Annotated in this window: 14 protein-coding genes; 5 read left to right on the top strand and 9 right to left on the bottom strand. The window is 69.0% G+C overall.

Features of this window, described 5'->3' with window-relative positions; translation table 11 throughout:
- Positions 1-15 precede the first annotated feature (15 nt).
- Positions 16-1,611, bottom strand: coding sequence for an MDR family MFS transporter (locus BME24068_RS00145; RefSeq protein WP_174924823.1), 1,596 nt, complete (start codon positions 1,609-1,611; stop codon positions 16-18).
- A 106-nt stretch (positions 1,612-1,717) separates the two neighbouring features.
- Between BME24068_RS00145 and BME24068_RS00140 the strand changes: the two genes are divergently transcribed.
- Positions 1,718-2,560 carry an EcsC family protein gene (locus BME24068_RS00140; RefSeq protein WP_096508694.1) on the top strand — a complete coding sequence of 281 codons (843 nt, stop codon included), beginning with the start codon at positions 1,718-1,720 and terminating at the stop codon, positions 2,558-2,560.
- On the opposite strand, the gene BME24068_RS00135 is transcribed toward BME24068_RS00140, so the two are convergent.
- The 5 genes from BME24068_RS00135 to BME24068_RS00115 form a co-directional block, all read right to left on the bottom strand.
- Positions 2,530-3,492 (bottom strand): alpha/beta hydrolase, encoded by a 963-nt coding sequence (locus tag BME24068_RS00135; RefSeq protein ID WP_174924822.1) that lies wholly within the window; start codon positions 3,490-3,492, stop codon positions 2,530-2,532. The two genes, BME24068_RS00140 and BME24068_RS00135, sit on opposite strands and share 31 nt — an antisense overlap.
- 114 nt (positions 3,493-3,606) lie before the next feature.
- Complete coding sequence (locus BME24068_RS00130) at positions 3,607-4,041, bottom strand: CHRD domain-containing protein (protein ID WP_174924821.1); 435 nt, start codon at positions 4,039-4,041, stop codon at positions 3,607-3,609.
- A 343-nt stretch (positions 4,042-4,384) separates the two neighbouring features.
- The gene (locus BME24068_RS00125) at positions 4,385-5,158 is read right to left on the bottom strand and encodes a class II aldolase/adducin family protein (protein ID WP_174924820.1); all 774 of its coding nucleotides are present in this window, start codon (positions 5,156-5,158) and stop codon (positions 4,385-4,387) included.
- Between the two features lie 238 nt (positions 5,159-5,396).
- Entirely contained in the window at positions 5,397-7,022 is a 1,626-nt protein-coding gene (locus tag BME24068_RS00120) for a phospholipase D family protein (protein ID WP_174924819.1), read from the bottom strand.
- Positions 7,023-7,253: 231 nt separating this feature from the next.
- Positions 7,254-7,970 (bottom strand): FadR/GntR family transcriptional regulator, encoded by a 717-nt coding sequence (locus BME24068_RS00115; RefSeq protein ID WP_096508689.1) that lies wholly within the window; start codon positions 7,968-7,970, stop codon positions 7,254-7,256.
- A gap of 134 nt (positions 7,971-8,104) precedes the next feature.
- Here BME24068_RS00115 and BME24068_RS00110 point away from each other — a divergent pair, with 134 nt between their 5' ends.
- Genes BME24068_RS00110 through BME24068_RS00095 form a run of 4 tightly spaced genes read left to right on the top strand, consistent with a single transcriptional unit; the run spans position 8,105 to position 12,826 of the window.
- The gene (locus BME24068_RS00110) at positions 8,105-8,905 is read left to right on the top strand and encodes a (Fe-S)-binding protein (protein ID WP_174924818.1); all 801 of its coding nucleotides are present in this window, start codon (positions 8,105-8,107) and stop codon (positions 8,903-8,905) included.
- On the top strand, positions 8,902-9,627 hold the full coding sequence (locus BME24068_RS00105; protein ID WP_174924817.1) for a LutC/YkgG family protein: 726 nt from the start codon (positions 8,902-8,904) through the stop codon (positions 9,625-9,627). Before BME24068_RS00110 ends, BME24068_RS00105 begins: the two co-directional genes overlap by 4 nt.
- Entirely contained in the window at positions 9,624-11,069 is a 1,446-nt protein-coding gene (locus BME24068_RS00100; protein ID WP_096508686.1) for a LutB/LldF family L-lactate oxidation iron-sulfur protein, read from the top strand. Before BME24068_RS00105 ends, BME24068_RS00100 begins: the two co-directional genes overlap by 4 nt.
- A 50-nt stretch (positions 11,070-11,119) precedes the next feature.
- Complete coding sequence (locus BME24068_RS00095; protein ID WP_174924816.1) at positions 11,120-12,826, top strand: lactate permease LctP family transporter; 1,707 nt, start codon at positions 11,120-11,122, stop codon at positions 12,824-12,826.
- A 118-nt stretch (positions 12,827-12,944) separates the two neighbouring features.
- On the opposite strand, the gene loiP is transcribed toward BME24068_RS00095, so the two are convergent.
- The 3 genes from loiP to BME24068_RS00080 form a co-directional block, all read right to left on the bottom strand.
- The gene (loiP, locus tag BME24068_RS00090) at positions 12,945-13,706 is read right to left on the bottom strand and encodes a metalloprotease LoiP (protein WP_096508684.1); all 762 of its coding nucleotides are present in this window, start codon (positions 13,704-13,706) and stop codon (positions 12,945-12,947) included.
- A 150-nt stretch (positions 13,707-13,856) separates the two neighbouring features.
- Positions 13,857-14,663, bottom strand: a complete 807-nt coding sequence (locus BME24068_RS00085) for a glycosyltransferase family 2 protein (protein WP_174924815.1) — start codon at positions 14,661-14,663, stop codon at positions 13,857-13,859.
- Between the two features lie 125 nt (positions 14,664-14,788).
- Positions 14,789-16,051, bottom strand: a complete 1,263-nt coding sequence (locus BME24068_RS00080; protein ID WP_174924814.1) for a chorismate transformation FkbO/Hyg5 family protein — start codon at positions 16,049-16,051, stop codon at positions 14,789-14,791.
- Between the last annotated feature and the right edge of the window lie 34 nt (positions 16,052-16,085).

The following is a 16,085-nucleotide window of genomic DNA, read 5'->3' as shown; positions in this document are numbered from 1 at the left end:
TATTCATTCAATCGATCAATCGGCCGCGACATGCGGCTCGATCTTGTGCCGCAGCGCGATCGGCGGCACGCGGCGGCACTGCCACACCGACACGACGGCGACGACGGCCGCCATCGCGACGCCCAGGTGAATCGCGCCGACCAGCGATTCGCGGGCCGCTTCCAGCAGCAGCGCGCCATTATGCCCGGCGCGCGTGAGCGCCGCGACGAGACCGCCCTGCGCCGCGCGATCGATCAGGATCTGCGGATCGGCGAGCTGCGCATGCCACTGCATTGCGTGGTCGCCCGACAGCGCATCGCGCACGCCGCTCGAATACAGCTGATTGACGAGCGTGCCCGTCAGCGCGGTGCCGATCATCCCGCCGACCATCCGCAGCGACTGCAGCAGCGCGGTCGCGATGCCGAGGTGCTCGCGCCCGGCCGTCTGCTGCGCGAACACGGTGAGGTTCGGCAGCACGAAGCCCAGGCCGATGCCGCCCGAGACCATCAGCGCCATCAGCACCCAGGTCGACGTCGTATGCGTCGACACGACGATGCCCGCGCACGCGATCGCGAACAGCACGAAACCGACGTGCAGCATCGCGTTCGGATTGCGGATGCGCGTGACGACCCGTCCGTTCATGATGCTGCCGATCGTGATGAACACGACGAGCGGCGTGATCACGAGCCCCGCCTCCTTCGGCGACATCCCGAAGCCGCCCTGGAACAGCAGCGGCGCATAGAACAGCAGCGAGAACATCGAGAAGCCCGCGAGGATCGCGAGCACGAACAGCGCGGACAGCGCGCGGTTGCCGAACATGTCGAACGGCAGGATCGGCTGCGCGCAGCGCTTTTCCCAATGCCACAAGCCGACGCCGGCGCCGACCGCGACGACCAGCAGCAGCGACGCCCAGCTCATCACGCCGTACTTCGGCAGCCATTCGACGAACAGCTGCAGCGCGCCGAGCGACAGCGCGATCAGCAGCGCGCCGGGCCAGTCGAGCCGCATCTTGCGGTCGTGCGCGACGTGCCGCAGGTGCGGCAGGTAGCGCCACACGAAGAACAGCGACAGCAGGCCGACCGGCAGGTTCACGTAGAACACCGAGCGCCAGCCGAACGACTGGGTCAGGATCCCGCCCAGCGACGGCCCGACCGCGTTGGCGATGCCGAACGCGGAGCTCATCAGCACCTGCCAGCGCAACCGCACGACGGAATCGGGGAACAAGTCGGGAATGCACGCGAACGCGGTGCCGACCAGCATCCCGCCGCCGATGCCCTGCAGGCCGCGTGCGAGCACCAGGTACAGCATGTCGTTGGCCATCCCGCACAGCACCGACGCGCCGGTGAACACGACGATCGACGCGATCACGAACGGCTTGCGGCCGTAATAGTCGCCGAGCCGGCCGAAGATCGGCACGGTAATCACGGAACTGAGCAGGTACGACGTCGCGACCCATGCGTACAGGTCGAAGCCCCTCAACTCGGCGACGATGGTCGGCAGCGCGGTGCCGACGACCGTCTGGTCGAGCGCGACGAGCATGGTGACGAACGAGATCCCGATCATCGCCAGCAGCGATTCGCGGAACGGCAGGACTTGCCCGCTCGAATGGTGGGCGGCAGTATGGACGGCCATTTTTTGTTGATGCAACTTTTGACGAGTCAAACAATCTCAAAATTTTAGCATGGCGGAGTAATCTAGGCTGGCGACGGTTTAGGGCTTCTGGCCCCGAAGGAGAAAGATGGAACCGATTTCAATCACGCCCGCGACGACGCTGTCGCCCGACGACCGGGACGCGCTGCGGCGCGCGAAACAGGTGCTGGAAAGCCCGTCGCTGACGATGAAGCTGACGGGCGTGCTGGGCGCGCCGGTCGAGAAGATGATCGCGCGGCTGCCCGACTTCGCGACCGGCAAGATCAACGACGCAACGCAGCTCGCGCTGCGCAAGTGCCTGAACATCGCGCTGCGCACACTCGGCAAGCCGCCGGGGCCGGATGCCGAACCGGACAAACCGAGCAACCTGCTGCACAAGCTGGCGGTCGCCACGACGGGCGCGGCAGGCGGCGCGTTCGGCTTCCTCGCGCTGCCGGTCGAGCTGCCGGTAACGACCACGCTGATCTTCCGCTCGGTCTGCGACATCGCGCGCAGCGAGGGCGAGGACCTGGGCTCGGTGGATACGCAGTTGCAGTGCCTGGCCGTGCTCGGCATGGGCGGCAACCCGGACAGGCACGACGACGAAGCCGATCTCGGCTATTTCGTGCTGCGCGGCGCGCTCGCGCAGGCGATCTCGAAGGCCTCGTCGGACATCACGACGAAAGGGATCGCCGCGCACAGCTCGGCGGCGGTATTCAAGCTCGTGCAGACGGTGGCGTCACGCTTTTCGGTGCAGGTGACCGAGCAGATGGCCGCGAAGTCGATCCCGGCGATCGGCGCGGTGCTCGGCGCGACCGTCAACACGCTGTTCATCGACCACTTCCAGCAGATGGCGCACGGCCACTTCACCGTGCGCCGGCTCGAGCGCAAGTACGGCGCGGTGGCCGTGAAGGCCGCGTATCAGGCGATCGACGCCTCGCCGACGCGCTGAACCGCCCGTTCGACCGCGACGCGGCGCAGGAACGCGGCCGCCCGGTCGAGCGCATCGCGCGACTCCGGCACCATCGGCGTATAGAGCTGCCACACGTGCGGCATGTCCGGCCAGATCTCGATGTCCACCGGCACGCCGGCCGCCTTCGCCTTGTCGGCGACGCGGCGCGAATCGTCGAGCAGCACTTCGGTGCTGCCGACCTGGATATACAGCGGCGGCAGCCCGGTGAAATCCGCATAGAACGGCGACGCGTACGGATGCGTCGGCGCCTCGTCCCCGAGGTACAGCTTCGCCGCCTTCGGCAGCGCCGCGCCCGCGAACATCGGGTCGGGGCCGTCGTTGGTGCGCATCGTGCCGCCCGTGCCGGCCAGGTCCGTCCACGGCGAAAACAGGATCGCGCCGGCCGGCAGCGGTTCGCCGCGATCGCGCAGCGCGACGAGCGTCGCAAGCGCAAGGCCGCCGCCCGCCGAGTCGCCGCCGAACACGATCGATTCGGGCGGCGTTCCGAGCGCGAGCAATTGCCGGTACGCGGCGAGCGCGTCGTCGAGCGCGGCCGGGAAGCGGTGCTCGGGCGCAAGCCGGTAATCGAGCGAGAACGCGCGCACGCCCGCGCGCTTCGTCAGGCCGAATACCAGCGGCCGGTGGGTTTTCGTCGAACAGAAGTAGTAGCCGCCGCCGTGGAAGTACAGCAGCGTGCGGCCCGGCCCGCGCGCGGGCGCCGCGTCGGTGCGCTCGAGCCACTCGCCGCGCAGCGGCGCGTCGCCGGGACCGTAGCATTCGCGCAGCCGGTAGCCCGACGGCGCGCGGCGCGGCACGATCATCCTGAGATCCGTGAAGCGCCGCGCACGGGCGGGATCGAGCACCGGACGCGTGGTCTCGGGACGAAACTGCCAGCGCAGCAGCCAGCACGCGAACCTGCTTTGCCAACTCATCGAACGCACTCCGTCATCACAGTGTGACGATGGTACGTGCGATCGCGCCGGCGCCGCTCGACGGGAGGCTCTACATCAAACGCGCCGCCCGGTTCGCGCGCCGCTTCGCCGGGGTCAGTTCGCCGGCATCACCTGGCCGCGGATCTCGCCGGACGGATGCGCCTTCGTGTGGATGTTGAAGTACCACTTGCCGCCCATCAGGTCGGTGACCTGCGCGTCGGTGAGCGCCTTCGAACCCTTGATCGGGCTCGCGAGCTCGTCCTTCGGAATCGGCACCTGCACACCGGCGTTCTGGCCGACCGGCGCCGGCCCATGGAAGTGCGCGGCGGTCGCCGGCCCCGTGAGGTGTTCGTAAGTCACGCTCCACTGCAGCATGTGGCTGGCCGTGTCGTAAGTCGCGTCGAGCGCGCCGGCGCCTTTCGTCGCGGTCGGCGGCACTTCGCTCGACGGTTGCAGGTTGGCGGACAGGCGCACCGTTTCGGCGGCGGCGCTGCCGGCGGCCAGCACGCCCGCGAGTAACGCCACCTGGAGCAAACGCAGCTTCGGCATGAATCCTCCTTGTACGACGTAGTACGCCACCCGGCCGGCGACGCTCCATGATGGTAGTCGATCGCCGCGGATCCGGCAGACTGCCGCAACCTGGAAGAGACCTTTGCAGCCCGGGCCCTGAATCCGCTCGCGGCCTTTCGCTACACTTCGTCTCACAGTTGCTTGTTTCCTTCGTCCGAAGGAGTCTGCGAGTATTTACGCGGCCATCCGGCCGCGTTTTTTTTTGCCCGTCGCGCACGGCATGCGCGCAGCGCCGGGCACATCCGGTTTCGCCGGCCGTCAAGCATCGCGAATCAACTTTCGCCGCGCCGATCGAATCCGGCATCGTGCCGACACCGCGCCCCTACGCGCGATAGCCGGGATCGATCCGGTCGACGATGCGCTGCAGCGCGTCGAATGCGTCCTGCCCCGCGCCATGCTTCGGATCGAAATTCAGCGAATCGCGCACGCATGCGTCGAGCACCGCCGGCGCGATCGGCAACGCATCGCCGATCGCGCGGGTCGCGACCTGCACCTCGCACGCGCGATTGAGCAGCCACATCAGCGAGAACGTCTGCGCGAGCGTCGCGCCGATCGTCACCGGCCCGTGGTTGCGCAGCAGCAGCACGGGCCGCCCGCCCGCGCTCCCGACGATGCGCCGCCCTTCTTCGAGATGCACGGTGATGCCCTCGAAATCGTGATACGCGACCTTCCCGTAAAGCTGCGCCGAATAGAAATTCGTGAACGACAGCCCGTCGCGCGAGCAGCACACGGCCATCGTCGGCGTCGTATGCACGTGCATCACGCAATGCGCGTCCGGCAGCGCCGCATGAATCGCGCTGTGGAACGTGAAGCCGGCCGGGTTGATCGGCCAGTCGGAATGACCGATCACGTTGCCGTCGATGTCGATCTTCACGAGGTTCGACGCGCATACCTCGCGGTAATGGAGCCCGAACGGGTTGATCAGGAAATGGCCGTCCTCGCCCGGCACGCGCAGCGAGATATGGTTGTAGATGAGTTCGGTCCAGCCGAGATGGTCGAAGATCCGGTAGGCGGCGGCGAGCTGCACGCGCGCCTGCCATTCGGCTTCGGAGAAACGGGCGGGACGCGTGAACGGCTGGTTCGGTACACGTTGCATGGGGCACTCCGGTTGCGGGCGGGCGCAACCGCGCGGGCGGCTGCGCACATCGTCCCTCGTCTCCTGGCGTCGCACGCGGGTCGCGCGGCGCATGCGGCGTGTCGTTGCGCACCGTTCCGGCCCGCGTTGCACGAGCCGTTCGACGGCGCCTTCACGATACGCATATAGTTGCGTGCACAACCATATCACCTTTCCCCGCGCACCGGTATCGCGGGTTTGGCCCGAGCCGTTCCGGCCCTTACAACTGGTCGTCGACCGGCAGCAGCATGAAGAGGCCGGTCATCAGGTTGCGCATCAGCCCCGCATGCGGATCGACGTGATAGGTGGTCAACGTGCCGTTGTCCATCCCGGTCCACTCGAGTTCGGGCGTACCCCACCCCGTCGGCGCCACGAGGCTCAGGCGGTAGCTTTCGTCGGGCTGCGTCGCGCGCGCGAAGATCTCCGCGGCCTGCTGCGCGATCGCCGGGCTGTGGATCACGAGCGCCAGTTCCGTATTCAGGTGCGCGGAACGCGGATCGAGATTCATCGAGCCGATCACGAGGATCTGCCGGTCGATCACGTACGCCTTCGCATGCAGGCTCGCCCGCGAACGCGAGCCGAACAGGCGCGCGCGCGGCGAGCCCGGCTGCGCCTTGAATTCGTACAGCTCGACGCCGTGCTGCAGCAGCGGCACGCGATACGGCGCGTAGCCGGCCTGCACGGCAACCGCGTCGGTCGCGGCGAGCGAGTTGGTGAGGATCGCGACGCGCACGCCGCGCGCGGTCATGTCGCCGAGAATCGTCACGCCCGCGTCGTGCGGCACGAAGTACGGCGAAAACGCGAGGAACTCCTTTTGCGCGGTGTGCGTCAGGTCGACCAGGCGCCGCATCGGCGGGCTCACGTAGGTATCGGTCGGCCGCGCGACCTTGGACGGCGCGTCGACCTCGAATTCGGCCGGCGCCCACACGAGCTCGAGCTCGTCGCGCGCGATCTGCTGCGCGAGCGGCGTCGCGTTCAGCGGCTTCGCGTTGTACGGGTCCGCGTACTTGCGCCAGTGGTCGCGCAACTCGTCGCGCATCGCGTCGAGATCCTTCGGGTCGAACGACTGATGATTCAGCACGCGCAGCGGATAGCTGCTCGCGCTCGCCCAGTAGTCGTCGAAACTCGTCGAGACGTCGTTCGTCACGGGCCCGGCTGCCAGCACGTCGAGATCGCGGAACTGCAGCGTCGGGCTCGCGCTGAAGTATTCGTCGCCGAGGTTGCGCCCGCCGACGATCGCGATCTGGTTGTCCGCGATCATCGCCTTGTTGTGCATCCGGCGCGTGAAGTTGTCGATGCGCGTGAAGAAATTGGCCGTGCGCTCCACCATCCCGTGCCGCGACGCGCCGAACGGGTTGAACACGCGGATCTCGATGTTCGGATGCGTATTGAGCGCGGCCATGACGCGGTCGATGTCGCGGAAGTTCAGGTCGTCGACCAGCATCCGCACGCGCACGCCGCGATCGGCCGCGTACAGCGCGGCGCCGAGCAGCAGCTTGCCCGTCGTGTCCTCGGTCGCGATGTAGTACTGCATGTCGAGCGTCCTGGTCGCCGCGCGCGCGAGCGCGATGCGCATCTGCAGCGCGGTGGCGCCATCGGGCAGCAGCCGGAAGCCCGACTGGCCCGGGTGCGCGGCTTCCGGCGCGACCAGCGCGTCGCGCAGCGGCGTCGCGGCATCGGGCGGCAACGCGTGGGAGACGGGACGATCGAGGGACGTGGCGGGCGGATGGGTCGCGCAGGCGGCGACCAGCGACAGCAGCACGCAGACGGCCAGCGCGCGGGCCGGGCGGCACGCGGCGCGCCACGTGAGCGCGGCCGGCGCGCGCCGGATCAAAGACGTGAGCACGAGAGCTTCCTCGACAGGCGGATCAATGGGTCCGCAATCGCCGCGGCGCGCGGCTGACGGGCGGTTCCGGCCGATTCTAGTAGGCGCCCGACGAACCGGTCAATCGCGCGGCCGGCGCGCGCGGCGGCGCCAGGCCGCGGCTCGCACTACGCACGGCGGCCCGCCGGAACAGAGAACGCGGCGCGCGAGCGCCCGTCGGGCGGGCCTGCCGTGGCCGCGGTCCAACCAATCTCACGGCGCATCGCCGCTTCGCTCGAAGTGGCTGCGCACGTAGTCGATATGGGTCTGCATCGCGGTGCGCGCCTCCTCGGGCCGGTGCGCGCAGATCGCGTCGCACACCACGCGATGCTGCAGCAACAGCAGCTCGGACGCCTGCTCGTCGTGCGTCGTCATCCCCGCGACGTTGATCGAGATGTGCTCGCGCAGCATCCCGATCACGCTCGTGTGCAGGTGCAGGAACATCGTGTTGTGCGACGCGAGCGCGATCGCCTCGTGCAGCTTCGCGTCGGTCGACGCCTCGACGGCCGCATCGTCGTTCGCATGCGCGGTTTCGAGCTCTCGCAGCAGCGTGCGGATCCGGCGCCGGTCGTTCGCGTCGGCGCGCAGCGCGGCGAAATACGCGGTCGCGCCCTCGAGCACGCGGCGGAATTCGAGAATGTCGTCGCGCAGCGCCGGATGATCGGCGACCAGCTGGCCCCACGGCGACGCGATGCCCGCGCGCAGCTGATCCGTCACATAGACGCCCGCGCCGCGCCGGCTCTGCAACAGTCCGCGCGCGACGAGCCGCTGGGTCGCCTCGCGCACCGTATTGCGTGCCACGCCGTACTGCTGCGCGAGCACGCGCTCGGCCGGCAGCCGCGCGCCGGCCGGCCACGTGCCGTCGAGCAGCGCCGTTTCGATCTTGCGCATCACCACTTCGGTCCGGCCCCGTGCCGTCATCGCCGCCATCGCCACCTCTCCATCCGGAATGTCCGTCGCGCCGATTGGCCCAACCAATTTGAGCTGCGGCGCCGTCGCGGGAATTATGCAGCGAAATCGTCGCCCCGCATTCGAATGCCGGGCGGTCGCCCCTGGAGCGAGACATGAACGAAAGGCACTACCCCGCCACCGCCCCCACGCACGTCTATCTGTTCGCGACCTGCCTGGTCGACCTGTTCGTCCCCGAAGCCGGGCTCGATGCGGTTCGCCTGCTGGAACGCGAAGGCCTGACCGTCCACTATCCGCGCGGCCAGAGCTGCTGCGGGCAGCCGGCCTACAGCAGCGGCAATCCCGACGAGGCGCGCCGCGTCGCGGCCGCGCAGCTCGACCTGTTCGGCGAGCCGTGGCCCGTGATCGTGCCGTCCGGCTCGTGCGCGGGCATGATCCGGCACCATTGGCCGGCCCTCTTCGCCGACGACCCCGTGCACGGCCCGAAGGCCCGCGCGATCGCGGAACGCACCTACGAACTCGCGGAATTCCTCGTCCATGTGCTCGACGTGCGGCTGGACGCCCTCCCCGCGAACGCCGGCCCGGCAGAACGCGTGGTGCTGCACACGTCGTGCGCGGCCCGCCGCGAGATGGGGACGCGCGTGCATGGCGTCGCGCTCGTCGATGCGCTGCCCGGCGTCACGCGCATCGAACATGAACGCGAATCCGAATGCTGCGGCTTCGGCGGCACGTTCTCGCTGAAGCATCCCGACATCTCCGGCGCGATGGTGCACGACAAGGTCGCGTCGGCCTGCGCGACGGGCTGCGACCGGCTCGTGTCGGCGGACTGCGGCTGCCTGCTGAACATCGGCCACGCGGCGACCAAGGCCGGTGCGGCGCTGCCCGTCGAGCATCTCGCGAGCTTCCTGTGGCGCCGCACGGCCGGCGCCGCGTCGCTGCGCGGAGATTCGCAATGAGCGCGCGCGACGCCATCCTCGCGCGCCTGCGCAGCGCGGCGCCCGGCGTCGCGGCGCACGCCGCGAGCGCGCTCGATGCGCGCATCGACACGCATTACGCGGCGCGGCGTGCGCCCGTCGCCCCCGATCCTCACGCGCTCGCGCAGACGATGCAGGCCGCGCTCGCCGCGTCGCACGCGGACGTCTGGTGCGCCAGCGCCGATGCGTGGCCCGCGCAGCTTGCCGCGCGTCTCGCCGAAGCCGGCGTGCGCCGCTTGCTGCTCGATCCGGCCCGCGCCGAATCCGCGGCACTCGCGCGCGTGCTGCCCGACGCGGTTGCGCCGGTGCCGTTCGACCGCCCGATCGACGCGTGGAAGGCCGAGCTGTTCGACACGATCGATGCGGGCTTCACCGTCGCGCGCTCGGGCATCGCGGCAACCGGCACCGTCGTGCTCGCACCCGATCCCGGCTCGCCGCGCACGGTGTCGCTGGTGCCGCCGCTGCATGTCGCGCTCGTGCATGCGAACACGCTGCACGCGGATCTTCATGCAGCCGTGCATGCGGAACGCTGGCACGCCGGCATGCCGACCAACGTCGTGCTGGTGTCGGGCCCGTCGAAAACTTCCGATATCCAGCAGACCCTTGCGTACGGCGCACACGGCCCGCGCAACCTCTGGGTCGTGATCGTCACCGAACCGGCCGCCGCGCCGGCCGCAACCGCCCGCCAGGACCTGCCGCGATGAGCGACCAACCGCTGCAATTCGTCGCCCCCGGCGACTTCAAGGCCCGCGCGCGCGCCGCGCTCGACGATCCGGCGCTGCGCAGCAGCTTTCGCGGCGCGATGGACTTCCTGCAAGGCAAGCGCGCGACCCAGTTCCCCGACGACACCGAGCTGCAGCAATTGCGCGATCTCGGCGAAGCCGTGCGGCAGCATGCGCTCGCGCAACTGCCGTCGCTGCTCGAGCGGCTGGAAGCGAAGCTGACCGAAGCCGGCGTCCACGTGCACTGGGCCGAGACGGCCGCCGACGCGAACGCGATCGTGCTCGGCATCGCGCAGGCGAACAAGGCGCGCCGCGTGATCAAGGGCAAGTCGATGGCGAGCGAGGAAATCGAGCTGAACCATTACCTCGCGGATCATGGCGTCGACTGCATCGAGTCCGACATGGGCGAGTTCATCGTGCAGCTCGCGGGCGAGAAGCCGTCGCATATCGTGATGCCGGCGATCCACAAGACGCGCGGCGACATCGCCGGGCTGTTCGAGCAGCACATCCCCGGCACGCGCTACACGGAAGATGTCGACGAGCTGATCCAGACCGGCCGGCGGGCGCTGCGCCGCGCGTTCGCCGAGGCCGACATCGGCCTGTCCGGCGTGAATTTCGCGGCGGCCGACACGGGCACGCTGTGGCTCGTCGAGAACGAAGGCAACGGCCGGCTGTCGACGACGGTGCCCGACACGCACGTCGCGATCATGGGGATCGAGAAGGTCGTCGAGAAACTCGAGCACATCGTGCCGCTGTCGAGCCTGCTTACGCGTTCGGCCACCGGCCAGGCAATCACGACCTACTTCAACCTGATTTCCGGCCCGCGCCGCGACGGCGAACGCGACGGCCCGCGCGAGCTGCATCTCGTGCTGCTCGACAACGGCCGCACGCAGGCGTATGCGGACGAACAACTGCGCGCGACGCTGCAGTGCATCCGCTGCGGCGCGTGCATGAACCACTGCCCCGTCTATACGCGCATCGGCGGCCACGCATACGGCACCACCTACCCGGGCCCGATCGGCAAGATCATCTCGCCGCACCTGCTTGGCCTCGACGCGACGGCCGACCTGCCAACCGCGTCGACGCTGTGCGGCGCATGCGGCGAGGTGTGCCCGGTCCGGATTCCGATCCCGCAATTGCTCGTGCGGCTGCGCACCGAGGCGAACCGCAAGCCCGACGAACCCGTCGCACACCCGCTGCGCGGCCAGGGCGCGAACTACAACCGCGCGGAAGACCTCGTGTGGCGCTTCTGGTCGGGTGCGTTCGCGCATCCGCGCGCGTATCGCGCATTCCGCTGGACCGCGACGCGGCTGCGCGCGCTGACGCCCGCCAAGCAGATGGGCTGGACCCAGCACCGCACGCCGCTCGAGCCCGCGCCGCGCAGCCTGTCCGACCTGCTGCGCGCTCGCGGCCAGCCCGAATAACCCATCCGTTTTCAAACCCGTACCAATAGAAATCCATGGAGGAGACACCCATGCAGGTTTGGCATCAGATCTACACCCCGCTCGGCAGCCTCGGGCTGTCGGCGTTCGTCGCCGCAATTCCGATCATCTTCTTTTTCGTCGCGCTCGCCGCGCTGCGGATGAAGGGGCACGTCGCCGCCGCGATCACGCTGCTGCTGTCGCTCGGCGTCGCGATCCTCGCGTACGGGATGCCCGTGCCGCAGGCGCTCGCGGCGGCCGGCTTCGGCTTCGCGTACGGCCTGTGGCCGATCGCGTGGATCATCGTCGCGGCCGTGTTCCTGTACAAGATCGTCGTGAAAACCGGCCAGTTCGACGTCATCCGCGCGTCGGTGCTGTCGATCACCGACGACCAGCGGCTGCAGATGCTGCTGATCGGCTTCTCGTTCGGCGCGTTCCTCGAAGGTGCCGCCGGCTTCGGCGCGCCCGTCGCGATCACGGCCGCGCTGCTGGTCGGCCTCGGCTTCAAGCCGCTGCACGCGGCAGGACTGTGTCTGATTGCAAACACCGCGCCGGTCGCGTTCGGCGCGATGGGCATTCCGATCATCGTCGCCGGACAGGTGACGGGCATCGACCCGATGCACATCGGCGCGATGGCCGGCCGCCAGTTGCCGCTGCTGTCGCTCGCGGTGCCGTTCTGGCTCGTGTTCATGATGGACGGGCTGCGCGGCGTGCGGCAGACGTGGCCGGCCGCGCTCGTCGCGGGCGGCAGCTTCGCGATCACGCAGTACTTCACGTCGAACCACATCGGGCCCGAGCTGCCGGACATCACGTCGTCGCTCGTCAGCCTCGTCGCGCTCGCCGCCTTCCTGAAGGTGTGGCAGCCGAGCAGCGCGAAACAGACGGCCGGCGGCATCGTCGCTTCGGGCGGCGGCGCGGCGCTTGGCGGGTTCGGCGCGGGCAGCAACGTTGCGGGAGCGCGCACGAGCCGTCAGGCGTCGCCGTACACGCTCGCGCAGACCGTGCGCGCATGGTCGCCGTTCCTGATCCTGACCGCCGTCGTCACCGTGTGGAGCATCGCGCCGTTCAAGGCGCTGTTCGCCGCGCACGGCGCGCTCGCGTCGACCGTGTTGAAGTTCCATGTGGCGGGGCTCGACCAGCTGGTCGTGAAAACCGCGCCGATCGCCGCGACGCCGAAGGCGCTCGAGGCCGTGCTGAAGATCGATCTCGTGTCGGCGGTCGGCAGCGCGATCCTCGTGACCGCGCTGATCTCGATGGTGCTGTTGCGGATGAAGCCGCGCGATGCGCTCGTCACGTTCGGCGAAACGCTGTCGGAACTCACGCGCCCGATCCTGTCGATCGGCTTGGTGCTCGCGTTCGCGTTCGTCGCGAACTACTCGGGGATGTCGTCGACGCTCGCGCTGATGCTGGCCGCGACCGGCGCCGCGTTCCCGTTCTTCTCGCCGTTCCTCGGCTGGCTCGGCGTGTTCCTGACGGGCTCGGACACGTCGTCGAATGCGCTGTTCTGCTCGCTGCAGCAGACGACCGCGCACCAGCTCGGCGTGCCGGAAACGCTCGCGGTCGCCGCGAACACGACGGGCGGCGTCACGGCGAAGATGATCTCGCCGCAGTCGATTGCAGTGGCCTGCGCGGCGACCGGCCTCGTCGGCAAGGAGTCCGAGCTGTTCCGCTTCACCGTGCGCCACAGCCTGCTGTTCGTCGTAATCGTCGGCCTGATCACGCTCGTGCAGGCCTACGTGCTGCCGGGGATGGTGCCGTAAGCCGCACCGCTGCGCCACGCACCCCCGAAAAACAAAAACCCCACGCCCGGACGAGCGTGGGGTTTTTCTTCATCGCGCCGGACGCCGGGGCGTGCCGCACCGGCGCCGCACGAGGCGGTCAGCTGCCTTTCGCGATGCGATCCTGGATGTGTTGGGCACGGCTCGCCGACGACGGGTGCGAGCTCATCATCGAGCTCTGGCCGCCGTCGAGCTGCGCGAGCTTCTGGAACGCGGTGACGAGGCCCTTCTGGTTCATGCCCTTCTGCTTCATCAGGTCGAACGAGTAATCGTCGGCCGCGCTTTCCTGCGTCTGCGAGAACTGCGCGTTGATGAACTTCTCGGTGATGTCGCCGAGCTGCGAGCTCGTCAGTGCCGCCACGCCGGGCGACGCCGCGCCGGCCGCGCTGCGCGCCGCGCTGACCGCGTAGGCCGTCTGCATCGCCTTCTTCGAGTGACCCAGTGCGACGTGGCCCATTTCATGACCGATCACGCCGCGCAGTTCGTCGTCGTTCATCATGTCCATCAGGCCGCTGTACACGCGCACGCAGCCGTTGCCCATCGCCCACGCGTTGACGTCCTTGGTCACGTAGACCTTGTAGTTGACCTTCTGGCCGTTCAGCGTCATGTCGCCGAAGCCCTTCATCACCTTCGTCAGACGCTTCGAGTACGCGCTGTTCGGTGCCGCGATCTTCGATTCCGCGTCGCTCGCCTTGCACGAATCGTTCGACAGGGCTGCGATGTCCGTGTCCGACAGCGTTGCCGCCTTGAACAGGTTGGTCCCCGCCGACGTCAGGCTGTTCGCGTCGAGACTCTGCATCCCGCCGCATGCGCTCAACAGGAACGCCACGCCACATGCTGCCGCCGCTTTCTTGATATGCATCCCGGATCCCTCGATAGTTGTATTTAGGAGCGGCGATTTTGCATAATCCGGCAGAAAATTACCAGTTGTTTACAACGCATGACAACTTGATTACTTGCCGATTCGACACGCAATGCCCGATCATCCAGCGAATTGATGCCGAAAACGCAATCAATCGCTGCGACCCGGCGACCGGCTGAACGGCGAGCGCGACCGGCGCGTCAGCCGTCGCGCGACGAGCATCGGCAGCCGCGCGACGAAACCGGCGAAGAGCCGCAGATGCATCCATGCGAGCAGCGCGTTGTCGCGGCCATAGTGGAAATGCGACACGCCGCCCTCGTGCTCGCCGAAGTAGCGCACCGGCGCTTCGATGCGGATCGGCGGCACGCCGGCCCAGCACAGTCGCACCGCCGCTTCGGGATCGAAGTCGAAGCCGCGCATCCACGGCTGCCGGTGCATGATCGCGGCGAGCGGCGCGACCGGGTACACGCGAAAGCCGTACAGCGAATCGCCGATCCCGGCCCACAGCGTCTCGAGGTCGGCCCACGCGTTCGACAGCCGGCGGCCCTGCACGCGCAGTTGCGGCGCGCTCGCATCGAACTTCGGCAGGCCGAGCACCATCGCGTCGGGCGCCGCCTGCGACGCGGCCATGAAGTCGGGAATCAGCTGGGCCGGATGCTGGCCGTCCGAATCCATCGTCAGCACGTGCGTGAAGCCGCTCGCGGCGGCCGCGTCGAGCCCGGCGAGCACCGCTGCGCCCTTGCCGCGGTTCTCCGGCAGCACGATCACGCGCAGCCCCGGATCGCGCTCGGCCATCGCCTGCAGCCGCTCGGCACTGCCGTCCGTGCTGCCGTCGACGACGACCCACACCGGATTCCACTGCGCGCGGGCGTTGCGCACGGTCGTGTCGACCTTGGCGCCCGGGTTGTAGCTCGGAATCAGAACGAGATGAGTGGACGAGGCGTGCAGCTTGGACATGGGAACGGCCGATTGCGAAGACGGTGATCCTGACAAAAGTGTATGACCTGCGGGCGACAGCGGACAGGCTGCGTCGACGCCGCCCGCGCGCGTCGACGGTTCGCGCAGCGACAGGCCCGCGCGCTTCACGACAACGGCTCCAGCGGATGCCCGGCGCTCGCCTCGATCTCGACCAGCAGATCGTCGCGGCACACGTCCGCGTGGACGAACAGCGGCCGCACGTCGGGGCCGGCCGCATCGCGCAACGCGCGTTCGATCGCGGCGAGCGCCGCGGCATCGGCGGCGTCGCGCACGTAGACGCGATAGCTCAGGTCGGCCAGTGCGAACGGGCCATGCCCCTGCCGCGCGGCCTGCTCGAGCACGGCGGCCAGGTTCGCGATCGTCTCGCGCGTTTGCGCGACGACGTCGCCGCGATGCGCGGTGCGATGTCCGACGATGCTGGCGGTGCCCGACACGAACAGCAGCGGCGGCGCATCGCCGTCGCTCCATGCGGCCGCGCGCGCAAACGTCGGCGCACGCGGGCCGTATTCCGCCGGGTAGTGATACGCGCTGACCTGGCGCGGGTTCTCGACCGGATCGGCCGGCGTGCGGCTCGCGATGAAATGGATCGCGAGCGGCGCGGCCGGCGGCATGTCGCCCGCGACCGGCACGATCGAACCGAGCGCGCACGCGGCCGGCACGCCGCCCGTCAGCGCGCGGCGGCACGCGTCGAATGCGCGCTGACGGCCGATATTGAACTGACGATAGCGCTCGATTCCGAACTGCTGCGCATTGATCGCCGGCACGGTGTTCCAGATCCGCAGCGGATGCACGATGCCGAGCGTATCGAGCACGTCGAACAGCGCGCGGTACGCATCATGGGTCGCCCGTTCGAGCGGCATGCCGCCGTCGCGATCCGCACCCGTCACACCGGTCGCTTCCTGCACGACGATGCTGCCGAACACGAGCCCCGCCGTTTCGCTGTAGCGGTATTGCAGCGCGCCGCGCCGTTCGCTGCGCAGGTCGGGCGCGTCGCACTGCCAGATTTCGCAGACGGCGCCGGCGCGTGCGTGACCGCCGGCGTCGAGCAGCGCCATCGGTACGGGCGCGAGCGGCAGGTCGGGCGCGGCATCGGTCAGCAGGCGCGCCATCGCGTCGGTCGACACGCCGGCCGCGCCGATACACACCGCGCCCAGCGCGCCGGGAAACACCTGGTCGAACGTGTCGCCGCGCCGTTGCGCATCGTGCAGGCGCACCGCCAGCCGCGCGTGATCGATCCGGACGAGTCGCAGCGCACGATTGCCGCCGTCCGCGGCGAGCCCGGCTGCCATGCGGCCGCGCGCGACCGCCGCCGTGGCGGACGACAGGGAACACGCTCGCCGTTCGGCGTCGACTGGATGCACTGACACTTCGATTTCCTCACTAAGCGGCGCAGGCTCGCGG

This window comes from Burkholderia anthina (genome assembly GCF_902498995.1).
Classification (GTDB): Bacteria; Pseudomonadota; Gammaproteobacteria; order Burkholderiales; family Burkholderiaceae; genus Burkholderia; species Burkholderia anthina.
The sequence above is the reverse complement of the archived record's forward strand: the minus strand, read 5'-3'. Positions and strand labels throughout refer to the sequence as shown.